At 58.7% G+C, this 25,830-nt stretch carries 30 protein-coding genes; 19 read left to right on the forward strand and 11 right to left on the reverse strand.

The window, feature by feature from the left end; translation table 11 throughout:
* Window positions 1–35 precede the first annotated feature (35 nt).
* From pmbA to AD668_RS03300, 6 genes are all read left to right on the forward strand, one after another.
* Window positions 36–1,382 (forward strand): metalloprotease PmbA, encoded by a 1,347-nt coding sequence (gene pmbA, locus AD668_RS03275; RefSeq protein ID WP_053154567.1) that lies wholly within the window; start codon window positions 36–38, stop codon window positions 1,380–1,382.
* A 116-nt stretch (window positions 1,383–1,498) separates the two neighbouring features.
* On the forward strand, window positions 1,499–1,906 hold the full coding sequence (locus tag AD668_RS03280; protein ID WP_053154569.1) for a hypothetical protein: 408 nt from the start codon (window positions 1,499–1,501) through the stop codon (window positions 1,904–1,906).
* Window positions 1,887–3,263: an aspartate ammonia-lyase gene (locus AD668_RS03285; RefSeq protein WP_053154572.1), complete on the forward strand. Its 1,377-nt coding sequence runs from the start codon at window positions 1,887–1,889 to the stop codon at window positions 3,261–3,263. Before AD668_RS03280 ends, AD668_RS03285 begins: the two co-directional genes overlap by 20 nt.
* 28 nt (window positions 3,264–3,291) lie before the next feature.
* Entirely contained in the window at window positions 3,292–3,720 is a 429-nt protein-coding gene (locus AD668_RS03290) for a hypothetical protein (RefSeq protein ID WP_053154577.1), read from the forward strand.
* A 1-nt stretch (window position 3,721) separates the two neighbouring features.
* Window positions 3,722–4,333 carry a superoxide dismutase gene (locus AD668_RS03295; RefSeq protein ID WP_053154580.1) on the forward strand — a complete coding sequence of 204 codons (612 nt, stop codon included), beginning with the start codon at window positions 3,722–3,724 and terminating at the stop codon, window positions 4,331–4,333.
* A 28-nt stretch (window positions 4,334–4,361) separates the two neighbouring features.
* Entirely contained in the window at window positions 4,362–5,255 is an 894-nt protein-coding gene (locus AD668_RS03300) for a ZIP family metal transporter (RefSeq protein WP_053154582.1), read from the forward strand.
* A gap of 49 nt (window positions 5,256–5,304) precedes the next feature.
* Here the strand turns inward: AD668_RS03300 and AD668_RS03305 are convergent, their stop codons facing one another.
* From AD668_RS03305 to AD668_RS03350, 10 genes are all read right to left on the reverse strand, one after another.
* Window positions 5,305–5,580, reverse strand: coding sequence for an HPr family phosphocarrier protein (locus AD668_RS03305; protein WP_053154585.1), 276 nt, complete (start codon window positions 5,578–5,580; stop codon window positions 5,305–5,307).
* Between the two features lie 16 nt (window positions 5,581–5,596).
* Window positions 5,597–6,454, reverse strand: a complete 858-nt coding sequence (gene rapZ, locus AD668_RS03310; RefSeq protein ID WP_053154588.1) for an RNase adapter RapZ — start codon at window positions 6,452–6,454, stop codon at window positions 5,597–5,599.
* A gap of 2 nt (window positions 6,455–6,456) precedes the next feature.
* A complete protein-coding gene (gene ptsN / locus AD668_RS03315) occupies window positions 6,457–6,921 on the reverse strand; it encodes a PTS IIA-like nitrogen regulatory protein PtsN (RefSeq protein ID WP_053154591.1) in 465 nt (154 codons plus the stop codon).
* A gap of 12 nt (window positions 6,922–6,933) precedes the next feature.
* Window positions 6,934–7,242 carry a ribosome hibernation-promoting factor, HPF/YfiA family gene (gene hpf, locus AD668_RS03320; RefSeq protein ID WP_007941242.1) on the reverse strand — a complete coding sequence of 103 codons (309 nt, stop codon included), beginning with the start codon at window positions 7,240–7,242 and terminating at the stop codon, window positions 6,934–6,936.
* Window positions 7,243–7,316: 74 nt separating this feature from the next.
* Complete coding sequence (locus AD668_RS03325) at window positions 7,317–8,810, reverse strand: RNA polymerase factor sigma-54 (RefSeq protein WP_053154593.1); 1,494 nt, start codon at window positions 8,808–8,810, stop codon at window positions 7,317–7,319.
* Window positions 8,811–8,997: 187 nt separating this feature from the next.
* Window positions 8,998–9,723 carry an LPS export ABC transporter ATP-binding protein gene (gene lptB / locus AD668_RS03330; protein WP_053154596.1) on the reverse strand — a complete coding sequence of 242 codons (726 nt, stop codon included), beginning with the start codon at window positions 9,721–9,723 and terminating at the stop codon, window positions 8,998–9,000.
* Entirely contained in the window at window positions 9,723–10,271 is a 549-nt protein-coding gene (gene lptA, locus AD668_RS03335) for a lipopolysaccharide transport periplasmic protein LptA (protein ID WP_034147097.1), read from the reverse strand. The genes lptB and lptA overlap by 1 nt, the downstream gene beginning before the upstream one ends.
* Window positions 10,258–10,830, reverse strand: a complete 573-nt coding sequence (gene lptC, locus AD668_RS03340; RefSeq protein ID WP_053154597.1) for an LPS export ABC transporter periplasmic protein LptC — start codon at window positions 10,828–10,830, stop codon at window positions 10,258–10,260. Before lptC ends, lptA begins: the two co-directional genes overlap by 14 nt.
* Before the next feature lie 8 nt (window positions 10,831–10,838).
* Window positions 10,839–11,363 carry an HAD family hydrolase gene (locus AD668_RS03345; RefSeq protein WP_053154600.1) on the reverse strand — a complete coding sequence of 175 codons (525 nt, stop codon included), beginning with the start codon at window positions 11,361–11,363 and terminating at the stop codon, window positions 10,839–10,841.
* On the reverse strand, window positions 11,363–12,337 hold the full coding sequence (locus tag AD668_RS03350) for a KpsF/GutQ family sugar-phosphate isomerase (RefSeq protein ID WP_053154602.1): 975 nt from the start codon (window positions 12,335–12,337) through the stop codon (window positions 11,363–11,365). The genes AD668_RS03345 and AD668_RS03350 overlap by 1 nt, the downstream gene beginning before the upstream one ends.
* A 275-nt stretch (window positions 12,338–12,612) precedes the next feature.
* On the opposite strand from AD668_RS03350, the gene AD668_RS03355 reads away from it, so the two are divergent.
* From AD668_RS03355 to hisC, 10 genes are all read left to right on the forward strand, one after another.
* The gene (locus AD668_RS03355; RefSeq protein ID WP_053154604.1) at window positions 12,613–13,422 is read left to right on the forward strand and encodes an ATP-binding cassette domain-containing protein; all 810 of its coding nucleotides are present in this window, start codon (window positions 12,613–12,615) and stop codon (window positions 13,420–13,422) included.
* Window positions 13,422–14,219 (forward strand): lipid asymmetry maintenance ABC transporter permease subunit MlaE, encoded by a 798-nt coding sequence (mlaE, locus tag AD668_RS03360; RefSeq protein WP_053154606.1) that lies wholly within the window; start codon window positions 13,422–13,424, stop codon window positions 14,217–14,219. The genes AD668_RS03355 and mlaE overlap by 1 nt, the downstream gene beginning before the upstream one ends.
* Window positions 14,219–14,686, forward strand: coding sequence for an outer membrane lipid asymmetry maintenance protein MlaD (gene mlaD / locus AD668_RS03365; protein ID WP_053154608.1), 468 nt, complete (start codon window positions 14,219–14,221; stop codon window positions 14,684–14,686). Before mlaE ends, mlaD begins: the two co-directional genes overlap by 1 nt.
* Before the next feature lie 11 nt (window positions 14,687–14,697).
* Window positions 14,698–15,339: a phospholipid-binding protein MlaC gene (locus AD668_RS03370; protein ID WP_053154610.1), complete on the forward strand. Its 642-nt coding sequence runs from the start codon at window positions 14,698–14,700 to the stop codon at window positions 15,337–15,339.
* Window positions 15,336–15,641 carry a lipid asymmetry maintenance protein MlaB gene (locus AD668_RS03375; RefSeq protein ID WP_053154612.1) on the forward strand — a complete coding sequence of 102 codons (306 nt, stop codon included), beginning with the start codon at window positions 15,336–15,338 and terminating at the stop codon, window positions 15,639–15,641. Before AD668_RS03370 ends, AD668_RS03375 begins: the two co-directional genes overlap by 4 nt.
* 114 nt (window positions 15,642–15,755) lie before the next feature.
* Window positions 15,756–15,995, forward strand: a complete 240-nt coding sequence (locus AD668_RS03380) for a BolA family protein (RefSeq protein ID WP_053154615.1) — start codon at window positions 15,756–15,758, stop codon at window positions 15,993–15,995.
* Window positions 15,996–16,017: 22 nt separating this feature from the next.
* Window positions 16,018–17,283: a UDP-N-acetylglucosamine 1-carboxyvinyltransferase gene (murA, locus tag AD668_RS03385; RefSeq protein ID WP_053154618.1), complete on the forward strand. Its 1,266-nt coding sequence runs from the start codon at window positions 16,018–16,020 to the stop codon at window positions 17,281–17,283.
* A gap of 129 nt (window positions 17,284–17,412) precedes the next feature.
* Entirely contained in the window at window positions 17,413–18,048 is a 636-nt protein-coding gene (gene hisG / locus AD668_RS03390; protein WP_007970278.1) for an ATP phosphoribosyltransferase, read from the forward strand.
* A 125-nt stretch (window positions 18,049–18,173) separates the two neighbouring features.
* Window positions 18,174–19,499, forward strand: a complete 1,326-nt coding sequence (gene hisD / locus AD668_RS03395) for a histidinol dehydrogenase (protein WP_053154620.1) — start codon at window positions 18,174–18,176, stop codon at window positions 19,497–19,499.
* A 2-nt stretch (window positions 19,500–19,501) separates the two neighbouring features.
* Complete coding sequence (gene hisC / locus AD668_RS03400; protein WP_053154623.1) at window positions 19,502–20,554, forward strand: histidinol-phosphate transaminase; 1,053 nt, start codon at window positions 19,502–19,504, stop codon at window positions 20,552–20,554.
* Between the two features lie 116 nt (window positions 20,555–20,670).
* Here the strand turns inward: hisC and algW are convergent, their stop codons facing one another.
* Entirely contained in the window at window positions 20,671–21,837 is a 1,167-nt protein-coding gene (algW, locus tag AD668_RS03405; RefSeq protein ID WP_053154626.1) for a Do family serine endopeptidase AlgW, read from the reverse strand.
* Window positions 21,838–21,940: 103 nt separating this feature from the next.
* On the opposite strand from algW, the gene AD668_RS03410 reads away from it, so the two are divergent.
* From AD668_RS03410 to cysN, 3 genes are all read left to right on the forward strand, one after another.
* Entirely contained in the window at window positions 21,941–22,699 is a 759-nt protein-coding gene (locus tag AD668_RS03410; protein ID WP_053154628.1) for a Nif3-like dinuclear metal center hexameric protein, read from the forward strand.
* A 261-nt stretch (window positions 22,700–22,960) separates the two neighbouring features.
* Complete coding sequence (cysD, locus tag AD668_RS03415; protein WP_053154630.1) at window positions 22,961–23,878, forward strand: sulfate adenylyltransferase subunit CysD; 918 nt, start codon at window positions 22,961–22,963, stop codon at window positions 23,876–23,878.
* Between the two features lie 9 nt (window positions 23,879–23,887).
* Window positions 23,888–25,786 carry a sulfate adenylyltransferase subunit CysN gene (gene cysN / locus AD668_RS03420; RefSeq protein WP_053154632.1) on the forward strand — a complete coding sequence of 633 codons (1,899 nt, stop codon included), beginning with the start codon at window positions 23,888–23,890 and terminating at the stop codon, window positions 25,784–25,786.
* The last annotated feature ends 44 nt before the right edge of the window (window positions 25,787–25,830 follow it).

Raw genomic sequence — 25,830 nt, forward strand, 5'->3', positions numbered from 1 at the left:
CCGTTACCGAAAGCAGAATTTGAGTGGAGAACAGCATGAGTGCAGTTGAAAGCGTCGGTCCACAAGCGTTGCCGGCACTGCAGGAACAAGTCGAGCAGATCATCGCTGAAGCCAAGCGCCAGGGCGCCAGTGCCTGTGAAGTCGCGGTCTCCCTGGAGCAGGGCCTGTCGACCACAGTGCGTCAGCGTGAAGTCGAAACCGTTGAATTCAACCGTGACCAGGGTTTTGGCATCACCTTGTATGTCGGCCAGCGCAAAGGCTCGGCCAGCACTTCGGCCAGTGGGCCGGATGCGATTCGCGAGACGGTCGCTGCAGCATTGGCTATCGCCAAACACACCTCGGAAGACGAAGCCTCGGGACTGGCGGATGCTGCACTGATGGCGCGTGATCTTCAGGATTTCGATCTGTTCCATCAATGGGACATCACCCCGGAACAAGCCATCGAACAGGCGCTGGCCTGTGAAGCTGCTGCGTTTGACGCCGACAGCCGGATCAAGAACGCCGACGGCACGACACTCAGCACTCATCAGGGCTGCCGTGTCTACGGTAACAGCCATGGCTTTGTCGGCGGCTACGCATCGACCCGGCACAGTTTGAGCTGTGTGATGATCGCTGAGGCCGATGGCCAGATGCAGCGTGATTACTGGTACGACGTAAACCGCCAGGGCAATTTGCTGGCCGACCCGGTGAGCATTGGCCAGCGTGCGGCGCAACGGGCAGCCAGCCGTCTCGGTGCGCGTCCGGTGCCGACGTGCGAAGTCCCGGTGCTGTTTTCCGCCGAACTGGCCGGTGGGTTGTTCGGGAGTTTCCTGTCGGCGATCTCCGGCGGCAGTTTGTACCGTAAATCCTCGTTCCTTGAAGGCACGCTGGGGCAGAAGTTGTTTCCGCAATGGCTGACCATAGATGAGCGTCCGCATTTGATGCGCGCGATGGGCAGTGCGGCATTCGATGGTGATGGTCTGGCGACCTATGCCAAACCGTTCGTCGAAAAAGGTGAGTTGGTGTCCTACATCCTCGGCACCTATTCCGGTCGCAAACTCGGCATGCCAAGTACAGCAAACGCTGGCGGCGTACATAACCTGTTCGTCACTCATGGAGATGAAGACCAGGCGGCCTTGCTGCGGCGCATGGGGCGTGGCCTGCTGGTGACTGAATTGATGGGGCAGGGCCTGAACATGGTGACCGGCGATTATTCCCGAGGTGCAGCGGGTTACTGGGTTGAGAACGGTGAAATCCAGTTTGCGGTGCAGGAAGTCACCATCGCCGGGAACATGCGTGACATGTTCAAGCAGATTGTTGCCGTGGGTAATGACCTGGAACTGCGCAGCAACATTCGTACGGGTTCGGTGTTGATCGAGCGGATGACGGTGGCGGGCAGCTAAAGCCTCCACCTCTATACAAAAAGGCGCGCCACCCTATTGGGTGGCGCGCCTTTTTTCTTGTTTTGGTTCTCATTATCATATAATAATAAATCTCATTACCGAATGAGCCTCGGATCATGAGTTCTGCCTTGCACGAGCAGCCGTACCTTGAAAACTGGCGCTGGATGAGTCGCCAGATCCGTTGCGCGATGAACCCTGACGAGCCGCGCCTGATCGACCACTATCTGGCCGAAGGTCGGTATCTGGCCTGCTGCACGGCTACCTCACCGTGGATCGTCGCCGAAACTTCCTTCCGTTTGTTGCTTGATACCGCCGCCGATGTCGCGCTGCCGTGGCATTGGCGCACTTACTGTCTCGACCAGGCCTGGCGCCCACTGCGCGAACTCGAACGTCTCTCTTTGTGCAAATGCCGCCTCAAGCGTTGGCAAAGCTACACCTGGCAACTGGCGACCTGCGAGTTGCAGCCTTCGATTCCCCTAACTGAACTGGTGCAAGGATTTTCAGATGACCAAGACACGTATTGAGCGCGACAGCATGGGCGAACTTCAAGTGCCGGAAGACGCCCTCTATGGCGCACAGACGCAACGTGCGGTGGATAACTTCCCGATCAGTGGCAAACCCATGCCCGTGCAGTTCATTCGCGCGCTGATCCTGGCCAAGGCTGCCGCCGCCCGGGCCAACGTCGAGCTCAGGCAGATCAGCGAGGCCCAGGGCAAGGCCATCGTCGATGCGGCCCAGGGTCTGCTCGAAGGCGATTTCATGCAGCATTTTCCGGTGGATATTTTCCAGACCGGCTCCGGCACCAGCTCCAACATGAACGCCAACGAAGTGATCGCCACGCTGGCCAGCCGAGTGCTCGGCGAGCCGGTAAACCCCAATGATCATGTCAATTGCGGCCAAAGCAGCAACGACATCATCCCGACCACGATTCACGTCAGTGCGGCGCTGGCGTTGCACGAACAGTTATTGCCGGCGCTGACGCACCTCGTACAGGTGATCGAGCGCAAGGCCGAGCAGGTTCATCACCACGTCAAAACCGGACGCACCCACCTGATGGACGCCATGCCGGTGCGCATGAGCCAGGTGCTCAATGGCTGGGCGCAACAGCTCAAGGCCAACATCGGTCATTTGCAAGGCTTGCAACCCGCGCTGCAATCCCTGGCACAGGGCGGGACAGCGGTGGGTACTGGCGTCAATGCGCATCCCGAGTTCGCGGCACGTTTCTGCCAGCAGCTTAGCCAGTTGACTCACGTTCAGTTCCAACCCGGCAAGGACTTGTTTGCGCTGATCGGCTCCCAGGACACCGCCGTCGCTGTCTCCGGCCAACTCAAGGCCTCTGCCGTGTCACTGATGAAAATCGCCAATGACCTGCGCTGGATGAACTCCGGTCCGTTGGCCGGTCTCGGCGAAATCGAACTGGAGGCCTTGCAGCCGGGCTCCTCGATCATGCCGGGCAAGGTCAACCCGGTGATTCCAGAGGCCACCGCTATGGTCGCGGCGCAGGTCATCGGCAACGACACGGTGATCACCATTGCTGGTCAGTCCGGCAACTTCGAACTCAACGTGATGTTGCCGATCATTGCCCAGAACCTGTTGAGCAGCATCGAGTTGCTGGCCACCTCAAGCCGTTTGTTGGGTGACAAGGCCATTGCCAGTTTCAAGGTCAACGAAGTCCGGATCAAGGAAGCACTGTCGCGCAACCCGATTCTGGTGACGGCACTCAATCCGATCATTGGTTATCAGAAGGCCGCCGAAATCGCCAAGAAGGCCTATCAGCAGAGTCGACCAGTCATTGATGTCGCGCTGGAGCACACCGACCTGTCACGCAGCCAGCTGGAAGAACTGCTCAACCCGGAAAAACTCACCGCTGGCGGCGTGTAAACGCCGCTACCGCTTTGGAGGCACACCTATGGAGCACTGGAAACGCACGATCGAAAGAGCCAATCGCTTTTTCATGCTGGGTGAACTGGTCGATGCCCGTGAGGCCTATCTGCAGGCATTGGCCCTGGCCCAGGTGTTGTTCGAGCGCTGGGCGAATGCCGATGAAGCGGTGGCGGCTTGCGTGATTTCCCATCACAACCTGGCGGACCTGCATTTGCGCCTGAACCAGCCGGAGGAAAGCGCCGAATACCTTTGCGCCATCCACCAGCGGCTGTTGCAGACCCTGCAGGATCCGCGTCTATCACCGGCACTGCGCGAAGCTGCGTCACGCCAGAGCAGCAAGACTTACGTCGAGCTGCTGAATTTTATCAGCGATCACGGCGAATACCCGCGCAGCCATCGATTACTGCATATCGATGCTGCGACGCCTGCGCCTCATCATCATGGAGTCCACTGAAATGGCTTTTACTCTGCCCGCCTTGCCGTACGCCTATGACGCCCTGGAACCGCACATCGATGCGCAGACCATGGAAATTCATTACACCAAACATCACCAGACCTACATCAACAACCTCAACGCCGCTGTTGAAGGGACCGAATTCGCCGAATGGCCGGTGGAGAAACTGGTGTCGGCGGTTCAGCAACTCCCGGAAAAGCTACGAGCGGCAGTGATCAACCAGGGCGGTGGACACGCCAACCATTCACTGTTTTGGGAAGTCATGGCACCCACCGGCGGCGGCAAACCCGAGGGTGAGCTGGCCAAGGCTATCGACGAGCAACTGGGCGGTCTGGACAATTTCAAAGACGTTTTCACCAAAGCTGCGTTGACCCGATTCGGCAGCGGCTGGGCGTGGTTGAGCGTGACCCCACAAAAGACCCTGATCGTGGAAAGCAGCGGCAACCAGGACAGTCCGCTGATGAACGGCAACACGCCAATACTGGGTCTGGATGTTTGGGAGCACGCCTATTACTTGCAATATCAGAACCGTCGCCCGGAATACATCAGTGCGTTTTACAACGTGATCAATTGGCCGGAAGTGGCTGCGCGGTATCAGGCCGCAATGGTTTAAGTCCTTAAAAAACAATTCAAGGCTGACTATGGGCACTGAAACACTGGCGATCGGAAGTGGACGATTATTTCGTTACGCGTTTGGATCGCTGCTTCTGCTGGCGGGCATGAGTTTGCTGGTTGCGCACGGGTTGGAATGGTTGGACCTTGCGCCGAAACTGTCACGAGCGCTGCAGGGCGGAGCGATCTGCGCCCTTGGAACCGCGCTTGGCGCGGTGCCGGTTCTGGTGATCCGCAGTATGGCGCAGGCACTCAGTGATACGTTGTTGGGATTCGGTGCCGGGGTCATGCTGGCGGCGACGGCGTTTTCGCTGATCGTGCCTGGCATTGCCGCGGCGGAACACCTCGGTATGAGCCCGTTTTCGGCCAGCGGCCTGATCTGTGTTGGCATCATGCTAGGTTCGTTTGGCCTGTTTCTGGTGGATCGCAAAGTGTCCGGGGCCTCGCCGGAAATGCTCATCGGTACCGTCGAACATCCGATCATTCCACCAAGGATCTGGCTGTTCGTGTTCGCGATCATTGCCCATAACATTCCCGAGGGCATGGCTGTGGGCGTTTCGGCCGGTGGCGGTATGGCGGATGCCGATAGCCTGGCGATGGGTATCGCCTTGCAAGATGTGCCGGAAGGGTTGGTTATCGCGCTGGTGTTGGCCGGGGCAGGGATGTCGCGGTTCAAGGCATTCCTGATTGGAGCAGCTTCAGGGTTGGTTGAGCCCGTGTTCGCGCTGCTATGCGCCTGGTTGGTGAGTTTGGCCGAGTTGTTGTTGCCATTGGGGTTGGCGCTGGCTGCGGGGGCGATGCTCTTGGTGGTGACCCACGAAATCATTCCCGAATCGCGCCGACACGGCCACGACAAGCTGGCCAGTCTTGGGTTGTTGATCGGGTTTTGTTTGATGATGGTGATGGATACCGCGTTGGCATAATAAGATCGCAGCCTGCGGCAGCACCTGCAGAGGCTGCGATCTTTTGAAGTTACTCGCCTTCGTCGAAGAAGTTGTTGATCAATGCGACCAGCGCATCCAGCGCTTCCTGTTCTTGCTCGCCTTGCGTGCTCAGATGAATTTTGGTGCCCTTGCCGGCAGCGAGCATCATCATGGCCATGATGCTTTTGCCATCAATGGTGGATTCTGGTGTGCGTCCTACCCTGATGGTGCAATCCTTGAATTGGCCGGCGACGCCAACGAACTTTGCGGAAGCGCGGGCATGCAAGCCCAGCTTGTTGATGATTTCGATTTCCAGAGCAGGCATCGCGATGTGAATCCCTTTAACTGAGGTCGCGGTGGCGGACCTGGACGTTCTTCAATGTTTGGTGCAGGGTTTTGCCCAGCCGCTCGGTCAGGTAGACGGAACGGTGGTGCCCGCCGGTGCAGCCGATCGCAATGGTGACATAGGCGCGGTTGCTGGCGGCAAAGCGAGGGAGCCACTTTAACAGGTATGTGGAAATGTCCTGGTACATCTCTTCGACGTCTGGCTGCGCCGCCAGATAATCGGCAACCGGCTGATCGAGTCCGGACAGTTCGCGCAGTTCCGGTTTCCAATAAGGATTGGGCAGGCAACGAACGTCGAACACCAGGTCAGCGTCTACCGGCATGCCACGCTTGAACCCAAAGGACTCCACCAGAAATGCCGTGCCGGGTTCCGGCTGGTTCAACAGGCGCAGCTTGATCGAGTCGCGCAATTGATACAGGTTCAGATTGGTGGTGTTTATTTTCAGGTCGGCGAGGTCGGCAATGGGGCCGAGCAGGACGCTTTCAACGTTGATCGCTTCGGCCAGCGAGCGATTGGCATTGCTCAGAGGGTGGCGCCGACGTGTTTCGGAAAAACGCTTGAGCAGTGTTTCTTCGTCGGCATCCAGGTACAGGACATCGCACTGGATATGCCGACTGCGAACTTCTTCGAGCAGTTCTGGAAAGCGTGTCAGGTGACTGGGCAGGTTGCGAGCGTCGATGGACACGGCAACCAGCGGTTGAGTCAGTTCGGTGTGGATAAGCGCGCGCTCGGCGAGCTCCGGCAACAACCCGGCGGGCAAGTTGTCGATGCAGTAGTACCCGTTGTCCTCGAGCACGGCGAGGGCGGTGCTTTTACCTGAGCCGGAGCGACCACTGACAATTATCAAGCGCATGATTAATGACCGTTTTGCTCGTCCAGGACGACCTGATACAAGGCTTCATTGCTCGCTGCGCTGCGCAGTTTTTCGCGCACTTCCTTGCGGTCGAGCATGCTGGCGATCTGTCGTAACAGCTCCAGGTGTGCGTCGGTAGCAGCTTCCGGGACCAACAGCACGAACAGCAGGTCAACCGGGGCGCCATCGATAGCGTCGAAGTCGATAGGCGCATCCAGATGCATCAGGGCACTGATGGGTGACACGCAGCCCTTCAGGCGACAATGAGGAATGGCGATGCCATTGCCAAACCCGGTGGAGCCGAGTTTTTCACGGGCAATCAATGCCTCGAAGACATCTTGCATCTCCAGAGCCGGCACTTCGCGGGCGATCAGATTGGCAATTTGTTCGAGGGCTTTCTTTTTACTGCCTCCCGGCACGTTCACCAGGGAACGGCCGGGGGTCAGGATACTTTCAAGTCCGATCATGGGTAGGGAGTGTTAACGACCGGTTGCGCCCTGGAGGAGGCTCTGGGTCTTTTCCTTATGTTTTTTGAGTTGTTTATCCAGCTTGTCGGTGAGTGCGTCGATCGCGGCATACATATCGGTATGTTCCGCGTTGGCGACCACTTCATTCCCGGGAATATGCAGCGTGGCTTCGATTTTCTGCTTCAGTTTTTCGACGGTCATCGTGACCTGCACATTAGTGATCTTGTCGAAATGTCGCTCCAATCGTTCGAGTTTTTCGCCGATGTAGGTGCGAAGAGGTTCGGTCACTTCCAGTTGGTGTCCACTGATGTTGACTTGCATACAGCTTCTCCTTCGTTGCCAGTGCATAAAGCGGCAGATCAGATGATCTGCCACTGGAACGCTGTGGCGTGGCTCTACATCAACCGCTTGCGTTCGCTCGAAGGCGCGATCCCGAGAGATTCGCGGTACTTGGCGACGGTGCGGCGAGCCACCTGAATGCCTTGTGCCTCCAGTAAACCAGCGATCTTGCTGTCACTCAACGGCTTTTTCTGATTTTCCGCGGCAACCAGTTTTTTGATGATCGCGCGGATCGCCGTAGACGAGCATTCGCCGCCTTCGGAGGTACTGACGTGGCTGGAGAAAAAGTATTTCAGTTCATAAATGCCGCGAGGGGTGTGCATGAACTTCTGGGTGGTTACCCGCGAAATCGTTGATTCGTGCATGCCCACCGCTTCGGCGATGTCATGCAAAACGAGTGGCTTCATGGCTTCATCGCCGTACTCCAGGAAGCCGCGCTGATGCTCGACGATCTGGGTGGCTACTTTCATCAGGGTTTCGTTGCGGCTTTGAAGGCTCTTGATGAACCAGCGGGCCTCCTGCAACTGATTACGCATGAAAGTGTTGTCGGCGCTGGTGTCGGCGCGGCGTACGAAGCCTGCATACTGGGCATTGACCCGAAGGCGTGGCACCGACTCCTGATTCAGTTCCACCAGCCAGCGCTCGTTGTCCTTGCGCACGATGACGTCAGGCACCACGTACTCGGCTTCGGTAGACTCGATCTGCGAGCCAGGGCGCGGGTTGAGACTCTGGACCAGTTCGATGACCTGGCGCAGTTCATCTTCCTTGAGCTTCATGCGACGCATCAGCTGGCTGTAATCGCGGCTGCCGAGCAAATCGATATAGTCGGTGACGAGACGTTTGGCTTCAACCAGCCAAGGTGTTTTGGCTGGCAACTGGCGCAATTGCAATAGCAGGCATTCACCCAGGTTGCGGGCGCCAATGCCGGACGGTTCGAATTGCTGAATGCGGTGCAGGACCGCTTCAATCTCGTCCAGCTCAATGTCCAGTTCCGGATCGAAGGCCTCAAGGATTTCCTCAAGGGTTTCGTCCAGGTAGCCCTGATTGTTGATGCAGTCGATCAGGGTGACAGCGATCAGTCGATCGGTGTCGGACATAGGTGCCAGGTTCAATTGCCACAGCAAATGGCTCTGCAGGCTTTCCCCGGCAGATGTACGGGTGGTGAAGTCCCATTCATCGTCATCGTTGCTGGGCAGGCTGCTGGCGCTTGTCTGGTAAACGTCTTCCCACGCGGTGTCGACGGGGAGTTCATTGGGAATGCGCTCGTTCCAGTCGCCTTCTTCGAGGTTATCTACCGTCGGAGCGCTTTCCTGATAGGAGGGTTCCTGGATGTCGGTGTTGGGCTTTTGTTCGATGTTGTCGGCCAACGGGTCGGCGTTATCGAAGTCGTCGCCTTCTTCCTGGCGTTCGAGCATCGGATTGGACTCCAGCGCCTCCTGGATTTCCTGTTGCAGGTCCAGGGTCGACAATTGGAGCAGGCGGATGGCCTGTTGCAGCTGCGGTGTCATCGTCAGCTGCTGGCCCATTCTCAAGACTAGCGATGGTTTCATGGCAGGGGCTTAACACCTTATTCGCCGGCGCACATGCGCCATCCACTACAGGGCGCCGGAGCGCCAAACTTAAGCAAGTTATATGCCTGAAATAGAGCGCTTTGCCTAGACCGCTGTAACAATAAAATACTATAAAGCTTCATCAGGCATGCGCGGCGTCCCGGCGAAAACCGAAATGCCTCTGCCCTTACAGGCGGAATTCATGCCCCAGGTACACTTCCTTGACGAGGTCGTTGGCAAGGATCGTCTCGGCATCACCTTCGGCAATCAATTGTCCGTCGTTGACGATATAGGCGGTTTCACAGATGTCCAGGGTTTCACGGACGTTGTGGTCGGTGATCAGCACGCCAATGCCCTTGGCCTTGAGGTGGTAAATGATCTGTTTGATGTCACCCACTGAAATCGGGTCCACGCCGGCGAATGGCTCGTCGAGCAAAATGAATTTCGGGTTGGTTGCCAGTGCCCGGGCGATTTCCACGCGGCGGCGCTCACCACCGGACAGGCTCATGCCGAGATTGTCGCGGATGTGACTGATGTGGAACTCCTGGAGCAGGCTTTCCAGTTCCTTGCGACGACCGGCCTTATCAAGCTCCTTGCGGGTCTCGAGAATAGCCATGATGTTGTCCGCTACCGAAAGTTTGCGGAAAATCGACGCTTCCTGCGGCAGATAGCCGATGCCGGCCTTCGCGCGACCATGCATTGGCTGATGGCTGACATCCAGGTCGTCGATCAGGACGCGGCCCTGATCGGCCTGAACCAGGCCTACGATCATGTAAAAACAGGTGGTCTTGCCGGCGCCATTCGGGCCAAGCAGGCCGACAATCTGGCCGCTGTCGATGGACAGGCTGACGTCACGCACGACCTGGCGACTCTTGTAGGCCTTGGCCAGATGCTGGGCTTTCAGAGTTGCCATTACTGGGCCTTCTGCTCGTCGGTTTTCTTCTTCGGCTGGATTACCATGTCGATCCGCGGGCGCGACTCGGTCACTTTGCTGCCTGTTGCGCGACCGGCGCTGGCGAGTTTCTTCTCGGTGTCGTAGACGATTTTCTCGCCTTGGGTGACGTTGTTGTCCTTGTCGATCACTTTGGCGCGGTCGATAAGGACTACTCGATTCTGCGAGGCGTGGTACTGGATGGTCACGCCGTAACCCTGAACCGGCTTGGTGTCGCCCGCTGTTTGCAACTGCTCGAAGTAGGCCAGGTTGCCAACCGAGGTCACCACGTCGATGTCGCCATTGGGGGTGCGGGTCATGGTCACTTTGTTGCCGGTGACCTTCATCGAGCCCTGGGTGATGATCACATCGCCCGTATAGGTCGCGATGCCGTTCTTGTCGTCCAGTTGGGCGTCGTCGGCCTGAATGCGAATAGGCTGTTGTTGATCGTCCGGCAGAGCCCAGGCGCTCACGCTTCCCAGTGCTGCGCCCAGACTGAGCAAAATAGGGAGGGTTTTAACGAGCCTCATACTGTCCTCTTACGTTCGATAGCAGGTGTATCCTGCTTTCTTTCAGGTACGCTTTCATTCCGTTGCCTGTCGATACACCACCAGCGCCGTCGATTCTAACGGGTTGATCGGTCTGCGCATATTGCTGCTGTGGAAACACAGTCATACGGGTGGTGGTGATCAGGGTTCTGCGATTTTTCTCATCGAAGCGCGTGATGCGTACCGAATCGATCAGTTCGACCTGCGTGCCGTCTGGATTGACTTCACCCTTTTCGCTCTGCACGTGCCACGGGAACTCGGTGCCGCGAAACATGTTCAGGTCGGGGTTTGTCAGCAACGTCACTTCGGTCGATTTCAGGTGTTCGACCTTGTCCGAGGTCATTTCGTATTGCAGTTTTCCGTCAGGTAAAAACTGCACGCTGTGGGCGTTGAGCGCGTAATAGTCAATCGCGCTTTCATCCACCTGCACAACCGGTTTGTCGAGGAAGCGCTCAGGGCTGATGTTCCAGTAGCCGACCGCGGCGAAAATCGCCGCGATGCAGCCGTATACCAGGAATTTGCGAAACTTTTTGCTCAGCATGACTTGGCTCACAGGTACGCGGCGTTGGCCGCATCGAGGCGGCCCTGGGCGCGCAGGATCAATTCGCAGAATTCGCGGGCGGCGCCTTCGCCACCACGGGCCAGGGTTATGCCATGGGCGTGTTCGCGCACAAAGCTGGCAGCATTGGCCACCGCCATGCCCAGGCCGACGCGGCGAATCACCGGCAGGTCCGGCAGATCGTCGCCGAGATAGGCGACCTGTTCATAGCTTAAGCCTAGCTGCTCCAGTAGACCGTCGAGAACGACCAGTTTGTCTTCGCGTCCCTGAAACAGGTGCGGGATGCCGAGGTTCTTCGCCCGACGCTCAACCACGGGGGTCTTGCGGCCGCTGATAATCGCGGTCTCGACGCCAGCGTTCATGAGCATTTTGATGCCTTGACCGTCGAGGGTGCTGAACGTCTTGAACTCACTGCCGTCTTCGAGGAAGTACAGGCGACCGTCAGTGAGAACGCCGTCGACGTCGAACACCGCCAGCTTGATCTGTTTGCCGCGTTGCAGCAGGTCCGTATTCATTACATTACTCCCGCACGCAACAAGTCGTGCATGTTCAAGGCGCCGACCGGGCGGTCTTCGTTATCGACCACGACCAGTGCGTTGATTTTGTGATCTTCCATGATTTTCAGCGCTTCGGCGGCGAGCATCTCGGCTCGGGCAGTCTTGCCGTGAGCTGTCATGACCTGGTCGATAGTAGCGGTGTGGATATCGATACTGCGGTCCAGTGTGCGGCGCAAGTCGCCGTCGGTGAAGATCCCGGCCAGTTTGCCATCGTTCTCCAGGATTACTGTCATGCCGAGGCCTTTCCGGGTCATTTCCATCAAGGCGTCCTTGAGCAGAGTGCCGCGCTGTACCTGCGGCAGCTCTTGGCCGGCGTGCATGACATTTTCAACTTTCAGCAACAGGCGTCGGCCAAGGGCGCCGCCGGGATGGGAAAAAGCGAAATCTTCGGCGGTAAAGCCACGGGCCTCCAGCAAGGCAACGGCCAGGGCGTCGCCCATCACCAGTGCTGCGGTGGTCGAGGAAGTAGGGGCCAGGTTCAGCGGGCAGGCTTCGTGCTCGACTCGAACGTTGAGATTGACTTCGGCGGCCTTGGCCAGTGGCGAGGCGGGGTTGCCGGTCATGCTGATCAGCTGGATGCCCAAGCGCTTGATCAGTGGCAGCAGGGTCACGATTTCATTGGTGGAGCCGGAGTTGGAAAGCGCCAGAATGATGTCGTCACGGGTGATCATGCCCATGTCGCCATGGCTGGCCTCGGCCGGATGGACAAAAAAAGCCGTGGTGCCGGTGCTCGCCAGGGTGGCGGCGATCTTGTTGCCGATGTGCCCGGACTTGCCCATGCCAACCACGACCACGCGGCCTTTGCTGGCCAGAATCATCTCGCAAGCGCGTACGAAATCTGCGTCGATATGGGGTAGCAGGCCTTGTACGGCTTCTACCTCGAGGCGGATGGTGCGTTGTGCCGATTGAATCAGGTCGCTGGATTGGCTCATGTCTGAAATCGTATAGCCCGATGAAAAGGCGGCGATTATAGCGGTTATGATCGAATCCCTCACGCTAGTTCGTTGCCCATTGTCACTCCTTGTTACTGAATCCCTCTAAATGAAGCCTTTTGCTTCACTTTGCGCGGAATATGGCCCGGCATTGGCCTTGGGCGCGCAGCCGTTGCAGTGATATAGTTCGCCGCCAGTTCGGCCTGCCCGGAAGGTATGTGCTTTCGTCAGAAAGTCAGGCGTCCGAGTGAGAGGCTGCATCGCAAGGAGTTTAGATGAGTGCCGATAACGCCTACGCGGTCGAGCTGAAGGGACTGACCTTCAAGCGCGGTGCGCGCAGCATTTTCAATAACGTCGATATCCGTATCCCGCGTGGCAAAGTCACCGGCATCATGGGGCCTTCCGGATGCGGCAAGACCACGTTGCTGCGCCTGATGGGTGCGCAATTGCGACCTACCGGGGGCGAAGTCTGGGTCAACGGGCAGAACCTGCCGAAGCTGTCGCGCAGTGATCTGTTCGATGCCCGCAAGCACATGGGCGTACTGTTCCAGAGTGGCGCGCTGTTCACCGATCTCGACGTGTTCGAGAACGTGGCCTTTCCGCTGCGCGTCCACACCGCTCTGCCGGAAGAAATGATCCGCGACATCGTCCTGCTCAAATTGCAGGCCGTGGGTCTGCGTGGCGCTATCGACCTGATGCCAGATGAATTGTCTGGCGGCATGAAGCGTCGTGTCGCGCTGGCGCGGGCGATCGCCCTCGATCCACAGATTCTCATGTACGACGAGCCCTTTGTCGGCCAGGACCCGATCGCCATGGGCGTATTGGTGCGCCTGATCCGCCTGCTCAACGATGCGCTGGGCATCACCAGTATCGTGGTTTCCCACGACCTCGCCGAGACCGCGAGCATTGCGGACTACATCTATGTAGTGGGTGACGGCCAGGTGTTGGGGCAGGGCACGCCTGACGAGTTGATGAATTCGGATGAGCCGCGCATTCGTCAGTTCATGACGGGTGATCCCGATGGTCCGGTTCCGTACCACTTTCCAGCGACGGATTACCGCGCAGATCTTCTGGGGAAGCGCTGATGCGCAGAATTTCATTGATAGAGCGCATACGCCGCTTCGGCCAGGCCGGTATCGACGTGCTGGCGGTATTTGGGCGCTCGGCACTGTTCCTGTTCCATGCCCTGTTGGGTCGTGGCGGTATCGGTGGCGGTTTCGGGTTGCTGGTCAAACAACTGCATTCGGTGGGCGTGATGTCCCTGGTGATCATCGTGGTCTCCGGCGTTTTCATCGGCATGGTGTTGGCGCTGCAAGGGTTCAACATCCTGTCGAGCTACGGATCCGAGCAGGCCGTCGGGCAAATGGTCGCACTGACGCTGCTGCGAGAGCTGGGACCTGTAGTGACCGCCTTGCTGTTCGCCGGGCGTGCCGGTTCGGCGCTGACGGCCGAAATCGGCAACATGAAGTCCACCGAACAGTTGTCCAGCCTGGAAATGATCGGGGTCGACCCGCTCAAGTACATCATCGCCCCGCGCCTGTGGGCCGGCTTCATTTCCCTGCCGGTGCTGGCCATGATTTTCAGCGTGGTGGGTATCTGGGGTGGTTCATGGGTGGCTGTCGATTGGCTGGGTGTCTACGAAGGTTCCTACTGGTCGAACATGCAGAACAGCGTGACCTTCGCTGACGATGTGCTTAACGGGATCATCAAAAGCATTGTCTTTGCCTTTGTCGTGACCTGGATTGCCGTATTCCAAGGGTATGACTGTGACCCCACTTCCGAGGGGATCAGCCGTGCCACCACCAAGACCGTTGTATATGCCTCTTTGGCAGTGCTCGGCCTGGACTTTATTCTGACTGCCTTGATGTTTGGAGATTTCTGATGCAAAACCGCACCCTGGAAATCGGTGTCGGCCTTTTCTTGCTGGCTGGCATCCTGGCGTTGCTGCTGTTGGCGTTGCGGGTCAGTGGACTGTCCCCGAGCCCGAGCACCGATACCTATAAACTTTACGCGTACTTTGACAATATCGCCGGTTTGACGGTCAGAGCCAAAGTGACCATGGCCGGTGTAACCATCGGCAAAGTTACCGCGATCGATCTGGATCGCGACAGTTTTACCGGTCGGGTGACCCTGGAGCTGGAAAAGCGCGTCGATAACCTGCCTGCTGATTCCACTGCCTCTATCCTGACCGCTGGTCTGTTGGGCGAGAAATACATCGGTATCAGCGTGGGCGGCGAAGACGCCCTGCTCAAGGACGGTGGAACCATCCACGACACCCAGTCGTCGCTGGTGCTCGAAGACCTGATTGGTAAATTCCTGCTCAATACCGTTAGCAAAGACGCCAAATGAGGAACTGTTAAATGATCTCTACCTTGCGACGTGGCCTGATGGTTTTACTTGCGGCGCTGCCGTTGGTGGCCAATGCCGTGGCGGCGCCTTCAGCGCATGAACTGGTACAGGACACTACCAACCGTTTGCTCGCCGATCTGGCGGCCAATAAAGAGAAGTACAAGCAGGATCCGCAGGATTTCTATGCTGCACTGGACAGCATTGTCGGGCCTGTCGTGGATGCCGAAGGTATTTCCAAGAGCATCATGACGGTCAAATACTCGCGCAAAGCCACACCTGCGCAAATGAAGACCTTTGAAGAAAACTTCAAAAAGGGTCTGTTCCAGTTCTATGGCAATGCCTTGCTGGAGTACAACAACCAGGGCATCGTCGTTGATCCTGCCAAGGACGAGTCGGGCGACCGCACCAGCGTCGGCATGACCGTCAAGGGCAGTAACGGCGCAATCTACCCGGTTTCCTACACGCTGGAAAAGATCAATGGCGAGTGGAAACTGCGTAACGTCATTATCAATGGCATCAACATTGGCAAGCTGTTTCGCGATCAATTCGCCGACGCAATGCAGCGCAATGGCAACGACCTGGACAAGACCATCAATGGTTGGGCCGGTGAAGTCGCCAAGGCCAAGGAATCCACCGAGAAGCAAACCCAATGAGTGAGTCGGCCGTCTTGATGGACGACGCCGGCGAGCTGCGGCTCAGTGGCGTGCTGGATTACCGCAGCGGCCCGGGTTTGCGCGAGCAGGGTCAGGCGCTGATCAAGGCCAGCAATGCAGCAGCGGTGGTGGTTGACTGTTCGGCGGTGACCAAATCCAGCAGCGTCGGTCTGTCATTGTTGTTGTGTTTCATGCGCGATGCCCAGGCGGCCGGCAAGGCCCTGAGCATCCGCGGGATGCCAGAAGACATGCGTGAAATCGCCCAGGTCAGTGAGCTGACCGAGCTGTTGACGCATCCCTAACCCGCATCGACAAAAAAGCCCCCCGTCAGAGTCCTGCTCCGCGGGGTTCGCAGGCGCGGGGCTTTTTTGTATGATGTCCGACCCGTGCGCACAGGGCGCCGATTGAGGTTGAGCATGCAGGCCGTAGAAGTGAAGAGCTTCCTTGAAGGAAAGCTGCCCGGAACGATAGTAGAAGTCGAGGGCGAAGGCTGCAATTTCCAGCTGAACGTGATTAGCGATGAACTGGCGGCGTTGAGCCCGGTGAAGCGTCAGCAGCAGATCTATGCCCATTTGAACCCGTGGATCACCGATGGCAGCATCCATGCGGTTACTATGAAATTTTTCAGCAGCGCGGCCTGGGCCGAGCGCACCTGAGCCCAAGGGCGTCGAGATTCTTATGGATAAATTGATTATTACTGGCGGTGCTCGTCTTGACGGCGAAATCCGCATCTCCGGGGCAAAGAACTCTGCCCTGCCGATCCTGGCGGCCACGCTGCTGTGCGACGGTCCCGTGACTGTTGCCAACCTGCCGCACCTGCACGACATCACCACCATGATCGAGTTGTTCGGTCGCATGGGGATCGAGCCGGTGATCGACGAGAAGCTGTCCGTCGAAATCGACCCGCGCACCATCAAGACCCTGATCGCTCCGTACGAACTGGTTAAAACCATGCGTGCGTCGATTCTGGTACTGGGTCCGATGGTCGCCCGTTTTGGCGAAGCCGAAGTCGCGCTGCCTGGCGGTTGCGCCATCGGTTCGCGTCCTGTTGACCTGCACATCCGAGGCCTGGAAGCCATGGGTGCGGTCATCGATGTCGAAGGCGGCTACATCAAGGCCAAGGCGCCTGAAGGCGGCCTGCGCGGTGCACACTTCTTCTTCGATACCGTCAGTGTGACCGGTACCGAAAACATCATGATGGCCGCTGCCTTGGCCAAGGGCCGTAGCGTCCTGGCCAACGCTGCGCGCGAGCCGGAAGTTGTCGATCTGGCAAACTTCCTGAACGCCATGGGCGCCAAGGTTTCCGGCGCCGGCACCGATACCATCACCATCGATGGCGTCGAGCGTTTGCACACCACCACTTACAAAGTGATGCCAGACCGTATCGAAACCGGTACCTACCTGGTGGCCGCTGCCGTGACCGGCGGCCGAGTGAAGGTCAAGGACACTGATCCGACGATTCTCGAAGCCGTGCTGGAAAAACTCCGCGAAGCCGGTGCCGAAATTACCTGTGGCGAAGACTGGATCGAGCTGAACATGCACGGCAAGCGGCCAAAAGCCGTCAACGTGCGGACCGCTCCATACCCGGCATTCCCGACTGACATGCAGGCGCAGTTCATCTCCCTCAACGCCATTGCCGAAGGTACGGGCGCTGTGATCGAGACGATCTTCGAAAACCGCTTCATGCACGTTTACGAACTGCATCGCATGGGTGCTCACATCCAGGTCGAAGGCAACACCGCCATTGTCACCGGTATCGAAAAACTCAAGGGCGCGCCAGTCATGGCCACCGACCTGCGTGCTTCGGCCAGTCTGGTGATTTCGGCACTGATCGCCGAAGGCGACACCCTGATCGATCGCATCTACCACATAGACCGTGGCTACGAGTGCATCGAAGAGAAACTGCAGATGCTGGGCGCCAAGATCCGCCGCGTTCCGGGCTAGTTTCTGCTGCGCGGGCACAAGGACGTGCCCAATGGATTTGTTGAAGGTCGAGCCGGTTTCCGGCTCGACGCGTGTCCGGCGCCGTTTGCGACCGGGCATAAGATTCCTGATTAAGGGCTGACGTTTCCCATGCTGACTATCGCACTGTCCAAGGGCCGCATCCTTGACGACACATTGCCGCTTCTGGCTGAAGCGGGCATTGTGCCGACCGAGAATCCGGACAAGAGCCGCAAGCTGATCATCCCCACGACCCAGGACGACGTCCGTCTGCTGATCGTGCGTGCTACCGATGTGCCGACCTACGTCGAGCACGGTGCCGCCGACCTTGGCGTCGCGGGTAAGGATGTGCTGATGGAATACGGCGGCCAGGGCCTGTACGAGCCGCTGGACCTGCAGATTGCCCAGTGCAAGCTGATGACCGCCGGTAAAGTCGGCGCCGTCGAGCCCAAGGGTCGTCTGCGCATCGCCACCAAGTTCGTCAACGTTGCCAAGCGCTACTACGCCGAGCAAGGTCGTCAGGTCGATATCATCAAGCTGTATGGCTCGATGGAACTGGCACCGCTGATCGGTCTGGCCGACAAGATCATCGACGTGGTCGACACCGGCAACACGCTGCGGGCCAACGGCCTGGAGCCACAGGATTTCATTGCCGCTATCAGCTCCCGGCTGATCGTCAACAAAGCTTCGATGAAGATGCAGCACGCCCGTATCCAGGCGTTGATCGACACCCTGCGCAAGGCAGTGGAGTCTCGACACCGCGGCTGATTCACCTGCGCGACCTTGAGTCGCGCCCGTCTATCCGCCTCATAGCCAGAATCTCAGGTGCCCAAGCGGAAACGACTGCTAAGTTAGGGCGCCTGAGTTTTTGCCATTCCTATGAGGCTCTCGCTATGACCGCACCGACTGCAATTCGCCGACTCAACGCTGCTGACCCGGATTTCGCGCATCATCTGGATCATCTGCTGAGCTGGGAAAGTGTGTCTGACGACTCGGTCAATCAGCGAGTGCTGGACATCATCAAGGCCGTGCGTGAGCGTGGCGACGCGGCACTGGTGGACTTCACCCGGCAGTTCGACGGGCTGGACGTGAAATCCATGGCCGACCTGATCCTGCCGCGTGAGCGTCTGGAACTGGCGCTTACCCGCATCTCCGTAGCTCAGCGTGAAGCTCTGGAAGTCGCCGCGGCTCGTGTACGCAGCTACCACGAAAAACAGAAGCAGGACTCCTGGAGCTACACCGAGGCCGACGGCACGGTGCTGGGCCAGAAAGTCACGCCGCTGGACCGCGCCGGCCTGTACGTACCAGGTGGCAAGGCATCGTACCCGTCGTCGGTGTTGATGAACGCGATTCCGGCCAAAGTCGCCGGCGTTACCGAAGTGGTCATGGTAGTGCCAACCCCGCGCGGTGAAATCAACGAACTGGTGCTGGCCGCGGCCTGCATCGCCGGCGTTGACCGCGTGTTCACCATCGGTGGCGCTCAAGCCGTTGCTGCATTGGCTTACGGCACCGAAAGCGTGCCGAAGGTCGATAAAGTGGTCGGCCCGGGCAACATTTATGTCGCCACCGCCAAGCGCCAGGTGTTTGGCCAGGTCGGTATCGACATGATTGCCGGCCCGTCCGAAATCCTCGTGGTGTGCGACGGCCAGACTGATCCGGACTGGATCGCCATGGACCTGTTCTCCCAGGCCGAGCACGACGAAGACGCCCAGGCAATCCTGGTCAGCCCCGACGCCGAGTTCCTCGACAAGGTCGCTGCGAGCATCACCAAGCTGATGCCGACCATGGAGCGCGCCGCTATCATCGAGACCTCGATCAATGGGCGTGGGGCGCTGATCAAGGTGCGCGACATGGAGCAAGCCATCGAAGTCGCCAACCGCATCGCGCCGGAGCACCTCGAATTGTCTGTCGCCGATCCACAAGCCTGGCTGCCGCAGATCCGCCACGCCGGCGCCATCTTCATGGGCCGCCACACCTCTGAGGCGCTGGGCGATTACTGCGCCGGTCCCAACCACGTGCTGCCGACTTCCGGGACCGCGCGGTTCTCTTCACCCTTGGGTGTGTACGACTTCCAGAAGCGCTCGTCGATCATCTTCTGCTCCGAGCAGGGCGCCTCCGTTCTGGGCAAGACCGCGTCCGTACTGGCCCGTGGCGAGTCGCTGACCGCTCACGCCCGCAGCGCCGAATACCGCATCGCTGACGAACAAAAGGGAAACTGAACATGAGTAAATTCTGGAGTCCGTTCGTCAAGGATCTGGTGCCTTACGTACCGGGCGAGCAGCCGAAGCTGACCAAACTGGTAAAGCTCAATACCAACGAAAACCCGTACGGCCCATCGCCCAAAGCCTTGGTCGCGATGCAAGCCGAACTCAACGACAACCTGCGTCTGTACCCGGACCCGAACAGCGATGTGCTTAAGCAAGCCGTTGCCAGGTATTACGGCGTGCAAGGTAATCAGGTGTTCCTCGGTAATGGTTCCGACGAAGTCCTGGCGCACATTTTCCATGGTCTGCTGCAACACGATCAGCCGCTGCTGTTCCCGGACATCAGCTACAGCTTCTATCCGGTCTACTGCGGGTTGTACGGCATCAAGTTCGACGCGGTGCCGCTGGACGAGCGGTTCCAGATCAACCCGGCGGACTATGCCAAGCCGAACGGCGGGATCATTTTCCCCAACCCGAACGCACCGACCGGTTGCCTGTTGGCGCTGGAAGCGGTGGAGCAGATCCTCAAGGCCAGCCCGGATTCCGTGGTTGTGGTGGACGAGGCTTACATCGATTTCGGCGGTGAAACGGCAATCACCCTGGTAGACCGTTATCCGAATCTGCTGGTGACCCAGACGTTGTCCAAGTCCCGCTCCCTGGCTGGCCTGCGGGTTGGCCTGGCGGTCGGGCATCCGGACTTGATCGAAGCGCTGGAACGCATCAAGAACAGCTTCAACTCCTATCCGCTGGATCGTCTGGCGATTGTCGGAGCGGCTGCGGCGTTCGAGGATCGCGAGTATTTCGACAAGACCTGCCAGTTGGTCATCGACAGTCGCGAGAAGGTTATTGGGCAGTTGCAGGCGAAGGGTTTTGAAGTCCTGCCGTCGGCGGCGAACTTCATTTTTGCCCGTCACCCGCAGCACGATGCGGCAGGCCTGGCGGCGAAGTTGCGTGAGCAAGGTGTAATCGTTCGGCACTTCAAACAGGAACGGATCGCCCAGTTCTTGCGGATATCCATTGGCACGCCAGAGCAGAATCAGGCGTTGATCGATGGTTTAGGCGATCTCTAAAACACCGCTGCCCTCTGTAGGAGCGAGCTTGTTCGCGATGGTTTCTCAGACACAGTGATGTCGACTGATACACCTTCGCGAGCAAGCTCGCTCCTGCAAGGGCTCGTGCGGTTTGCTTAGTTTTCTTCCTTTTCCTTTTCCTTGACCGGAGCCGGCGGCGGACGCAAGCCTATTTCCGCGGTGAGCTTCAATTCCTTGCCGTTGCGCATTACCTGGATCGTGACTTTGTCGGTCGGTTTGATCCGTGCCACCTGGTTCATCGAGCGACGTCCGTCACCAGCCGGTTCGCCGTCGATGGCGAGAATCACGTCGCCCAGTTGCAGGCCGGCTTTTTGCGCCGGACCGTCGCGGAAGATCCCGGCGACCACAATGCCCGGACGCCCCGAGAGACCAAAGGATTCCGCCAGTTCCTGGCTCAGTGGCTGCACTTCAATACCCAGCCAGCCACGAATCACCTGACCGTGCTCGATGATCGACTTCATCACTTCCATGGCCAGTTTGACCGGGATGGCAAAGCCGATGCCCTGGGAGCCACCGGACTTGGAGAAAATCGCCGTGTTGATACCGGTCAGGTTGCCGTTGGCGTCGACCAATGCACCGCCGGAGTTGCCGGGGTTGATGGCGGCGTCCGTCTGGATGAAGTCTTCGTAATTGTTCAGGCCCAACTGATTGCGGCCGGTGGCGCTGATGATGCCCATGGTCACGGTCTGGCCTACGCCGAACGGGTTGCCGATGGCCAGCGCGACGTCGCCGATGCGGATGTTGTCGGAGCGGCCGACGGTGATCGAAGGCAGGGTCTTGAGGTCGATTTTCAGTACCGCGAGATCGGTTTCCGGGTCGCTGCCGATCACTCGGGCCAGGGTTTCACGCCCATCCTTGAGGGCCACCACGATCTGGTCGGCGCCGCTGGTCACGTGGTTGTTGGTCAGGATGTAGCCTTCCGGGCTCATGATCACGCCGGAGCCGAGGCTCGATTCCATGCGCTTCTGCTTGGGCGAGTTGTCGCCGAAGAAGCGCCGGAACTGTGGGTCCTCGAACAGCGGATGGTTGGGTTTGTTGATGACTTTGGTGGTGTACAGGTTCACCACGGACGGCGCGGCGATGGTCACCGCCTCCGCATAAGACACCGGGCCCTGCTGCATGCTGGTGGTCTGCGGGGCCTGTTGCAGGTTCACGTCGAGGCTGGGAAGCCCGACCCACTGCGGGTAACGCTGGATGATTAACAGAGCGACAAGCACGCCGGCCAACAGCGGCCAGCCGGAAAAACGCAGCGCCTTGAGCATTAAGCACGTCCTGAGAGAGTTGCAGGCGGTATGAGACCGCTCATAATGACGCGCATTATACGAGGCCACGCGTGCCTCTGAACGGGATATTTAGGAGTCTTTTATGGCCGTCGCCCTGAGCACCCTGGTCGAAGAAGCCGACCGTTACCTCGGCAGTTCGAAAATTGCCGATTACTGCCCCAACGGCCTGCAGGTCGAAGGACGGCCGCAGGTGATGCGCATCGTCAGTGGCGTCACGGCCAGTCAGGCGTTGCTCGATGCCGCCGTCGAGGCCAATGCCGATCTGGTACTGGTCCACCACGGTTACTTCTGGAAGGGCGAAAACCCGTGCATCACCGGCATGAAACAGCGTCGCTTGAAGACCTTGCTCAAGCATGACATCAGCCTGCTGTCCTATCACTTGCCGCTGGATCTGCACCCGGATGTCGGCAATAACGTGCAGTTGGCACGTCAACTGGACATAACTGTCGAAGGCCCACTGGACCCCGACAACCTGAAAATTGTTGGCCTGGTCGGCTCGCTGAACGAACCGATGACCCCTCGCGATTTCGCCCGCCGTGTGCAGGAAGTCATGGGACGTGAGCCACTGTTGATTGAAGGCAGCAACATGATCCGTCGGGTCGGCTGGTGCACCGGCGGTGGGCAGGGCTATATCGATCAAGCGGTGTTGGCAGGCGTCGACCTGTACCTCAGCGGCGAGGCGTCGGAGCAAACCTTTCACAGCGCCCGGGAAAACGACATCAGCTTCATCGCTGCCGGTCACCATGCCACCGAACGCTATGGCATTCAGGCGCTTGGCGATTACCTGGCGCGGCGCTTCGCCCTTGAGCACATCTTCATCGATTGCCCGAATCCGATCTGACGGTGAACGCGACACTGTAGGAGCGAGCACGCTCGCGATGAACCTGAGAACAACACTGGGGGTCAGGTTTGCAGCGTTATCGTTGACGACCATCGCGAGCCTGCTCGCTCCTACAGAAGCTCCGTACCGCCCAAACGAGCGGGCATATTCATATGCTCTTTCGATCTAGTTGGCGTCCTGATTAGAAGAGGTCGCTGTGCTAGGATTCCCCGCTCGAACACGGCCCGCTGGCCGTTCATAAGAAAGATTTCGTGAGTAGCCATGGTCGACAAACTGACGCATCTGAAACAGCTGGAGGCGGAAAGCATCCACATCATCCGCGAGGTGGCCGCCGAGTTCGACAACCCGGTGATGCTGTACTCGATCGGTAAAGACTCCGCCGTGATGCTGCACCTGGCACGCAAGGCATTTTTCCCAGGCAAGCTGCCGTTTCCGGTAATGCACGTCGACACCCAGTGGAAATTCCAGGAGATGTACAGCTTCCGCGACAAGATGGTCGCCGAGCTGGGCCTGGACCTGATCACCCACGTCAACCCGGAAGGCGTTGCGCAGGGCATCAACCCGTTCACCCACGGCAGCGCCAAACACACCGACATCATGAAGACCGAAGGCCTGAAACAGGCTCTCGACAAATATGGTTTCGACGCAGCATTCGGCGGTGCCCGTCGCGATGAAGAGAAATCCCGTGCCAAAGAGCGCGTGTACTCGTTCCGCGACAGCAAGCACCGCTGGGACCCGAAAAATCAGCGGCCCGAGTTGTGGAACGTCTACAACGGAAAGGTCAACAAGGGCGAATCCATTCGTGTGTTCCCGTTGTCGAACTGGACCGAGCTGGACATCTGGCAGTACATCTATCTGGAAGGCATCCCGATCGTCCCGCTGTACTTCGCCGCTGAGCGTGAAGTCATCGAGAAGAACGGCACGCTGATCATGATCGACGACGAGCGCATCCTCGAACACCTGAGCGATGAAGACAAAGCCCGCATCGTCAAAAAGAAAGTGCGTTTCCGTACCCTTGGTTGCTACCCGTTGACGGGCGCGGTGGAGTCTGAGGCCGAAAGCCTCACGGACATCATTCAGGAAATGCTCCTGACGCGAACTTCCGAGCGCCAGGGCCGTGTCATCGACCACGATGGCGCCGGCTCCATGGAAGACAAAAAACGTCAGGGTTATTTCTAAGGGGTTGTCATGTCGCACGTATCTGATTTGATCAGCGAGGACATCCTCGCCTACTTGGGCCAGCACGAACGTAAAGAGCTGCTGCGCTTTCTGACCTGCGGTAACGTCGACGACGGCAAGAGCACCCTGATCGGGCGCTTGCTGCACGACTCCAAGATGATCTACGAAGATCACCTGGAAGCGATCACCCGCGACTCGAAAAAAGTCGGCACCACCGGTGAGGACATCGACCTGGCATTGCTGGTCGACGGCTTGCAGGCCGAGCGCGAACAAGGCATCACCATCGATGTTGCGTACCGCTATTTCTCCACCGCCAAGCGCAAATTCATCATCGCCGACACTCCCGGTCATGAGCAGTACACCCGCAACATGGCCACTGGTGCGTCCACCTGTGACCTGGCGATCATCCTGGTCGACGCCCGTTACGGCGTGCAGACCCAGACACGTCGCCACAGCTTCATCGCCTCGCTGCTGGGCATCAAGCACATCGTCGTGGCCATCAACAAGATGGACCTCAAGGACTTCGACCAGGGCGTGTTCGAGTCGATCAAGGCCGATTACCTGCAGTTTGCCGAAGGCTTGAAGATGAAGCCCACCACGATGCACTTCGTGCCGATGTCGGCCTTGAAGGGCGACAACGTGGTGAACAAGTCCGAGCGTTCGCCGTGGTACACCGGCCAGTCGCTGATGGAAATTCTCGAGACCGTGGAAGTGGCGGGCGATCGCAACTTCACCGACCTGCGTTTCCCGGTGCAGTACGTCAACCGTCCGAACCTGAATTTCCGCGGTTTCGCCGGCACCCTCGCCAGCGGCATCGTCAAGAAAGGCGACGAAGTGGTTGTGCTGCCGTCGGGCAAGAGCAGCCGCGTGAAATCCATCGTCACCTTCGAAGGTGAGCTGGAGCACGCAGGTCCTGGTCAGGCAGTCACGCTGACCATGGAAGACGAAATCGATATCTCCCGTGGCGACCTGTTGGTGCATGCCGACAACGTGCCGCCGGTGACCGACAGCTTCGAAGCGATGCTGGTGTGGATGGCTGAAGAGCCAATGCTGCCGGGCAAGAAATACGACATCAAACGCGCCACCAGTTACGTGCCGGGCTCGATTGCCAGCATCGTCAACAAGGTCGACGTCAACACGCTTGAAGAAGGCCCGGCCAGCGCGTTGCAGCTCAACGAAATCGGCAAGGTCAAGATCGCGCTCGATGCGCCCATTGCCCTCGACGGTTACGACAGCAACCGCACCACCGGCGCGTTCATCATCATCGACCGCTTGACCAACGGCACCGTTGGCGCGGGCATGATCGTCGCCCAGCCTTTGGCCCATGGCACCAGCACGCACCATGGCAAACTGGCTCACGTCGCCACCGAAGAACGCGCACAGCGCTTCGGTCAGCAACCGGCCACCGTGTTGTTCAGCGGCTTGTCGGGCGCGGGTAAAAGCACCCTGGCGTATGCGGTTGAACGCAAGCTGTTCGACCTGGGTCGTGCGGTGTTCGTGCTCGATGGCCAGAACCTGCGCCACGACCTGAACAAAGGTCTGCCACAGGATCGCGCCGGGCGTACCGAGAACTGGCGTCGTGCCGCGCATGTTGCGCGTCAGTTCAACGAAGCGGGTCTGCTGACCCTGGCAGCGTTCGTTGCGCCGAGTGCCGAAGGTCGTGAACAGGCGAGGGAACTGATCGGCAAGGAGCGTCTGCTGACGGTCTACGTCCAGGCCTCGCCAACCGTTTGCGCCGAGCGTGATCCACAAGGTCTGTACGCGGCAGCCGGGGATAACATCCCGGGCGAATCCTTCCCGTACGACGTGCCGCTGGATGCCGATCTGGTGATCGACACCCAGTCCGTGTCGCTGGAAGAAAGCGTCAAGCAAGTGCTGGATCTGCTGCGTGAGCGTGGTGCGATCTAAGCTTTAGCCGCAAATGAAAAACCCGCCGATGAGTGATCATCAGC

Source organism: Pseudomonas sp. P1.8, assembly GCF_001269805.1.
Classification (GTDB): Bacteria; Pseudomonadota; Gammaproteobacteria; order Pseudomonadales; family Pseudomonadaceae; genus Aquipseudomonas.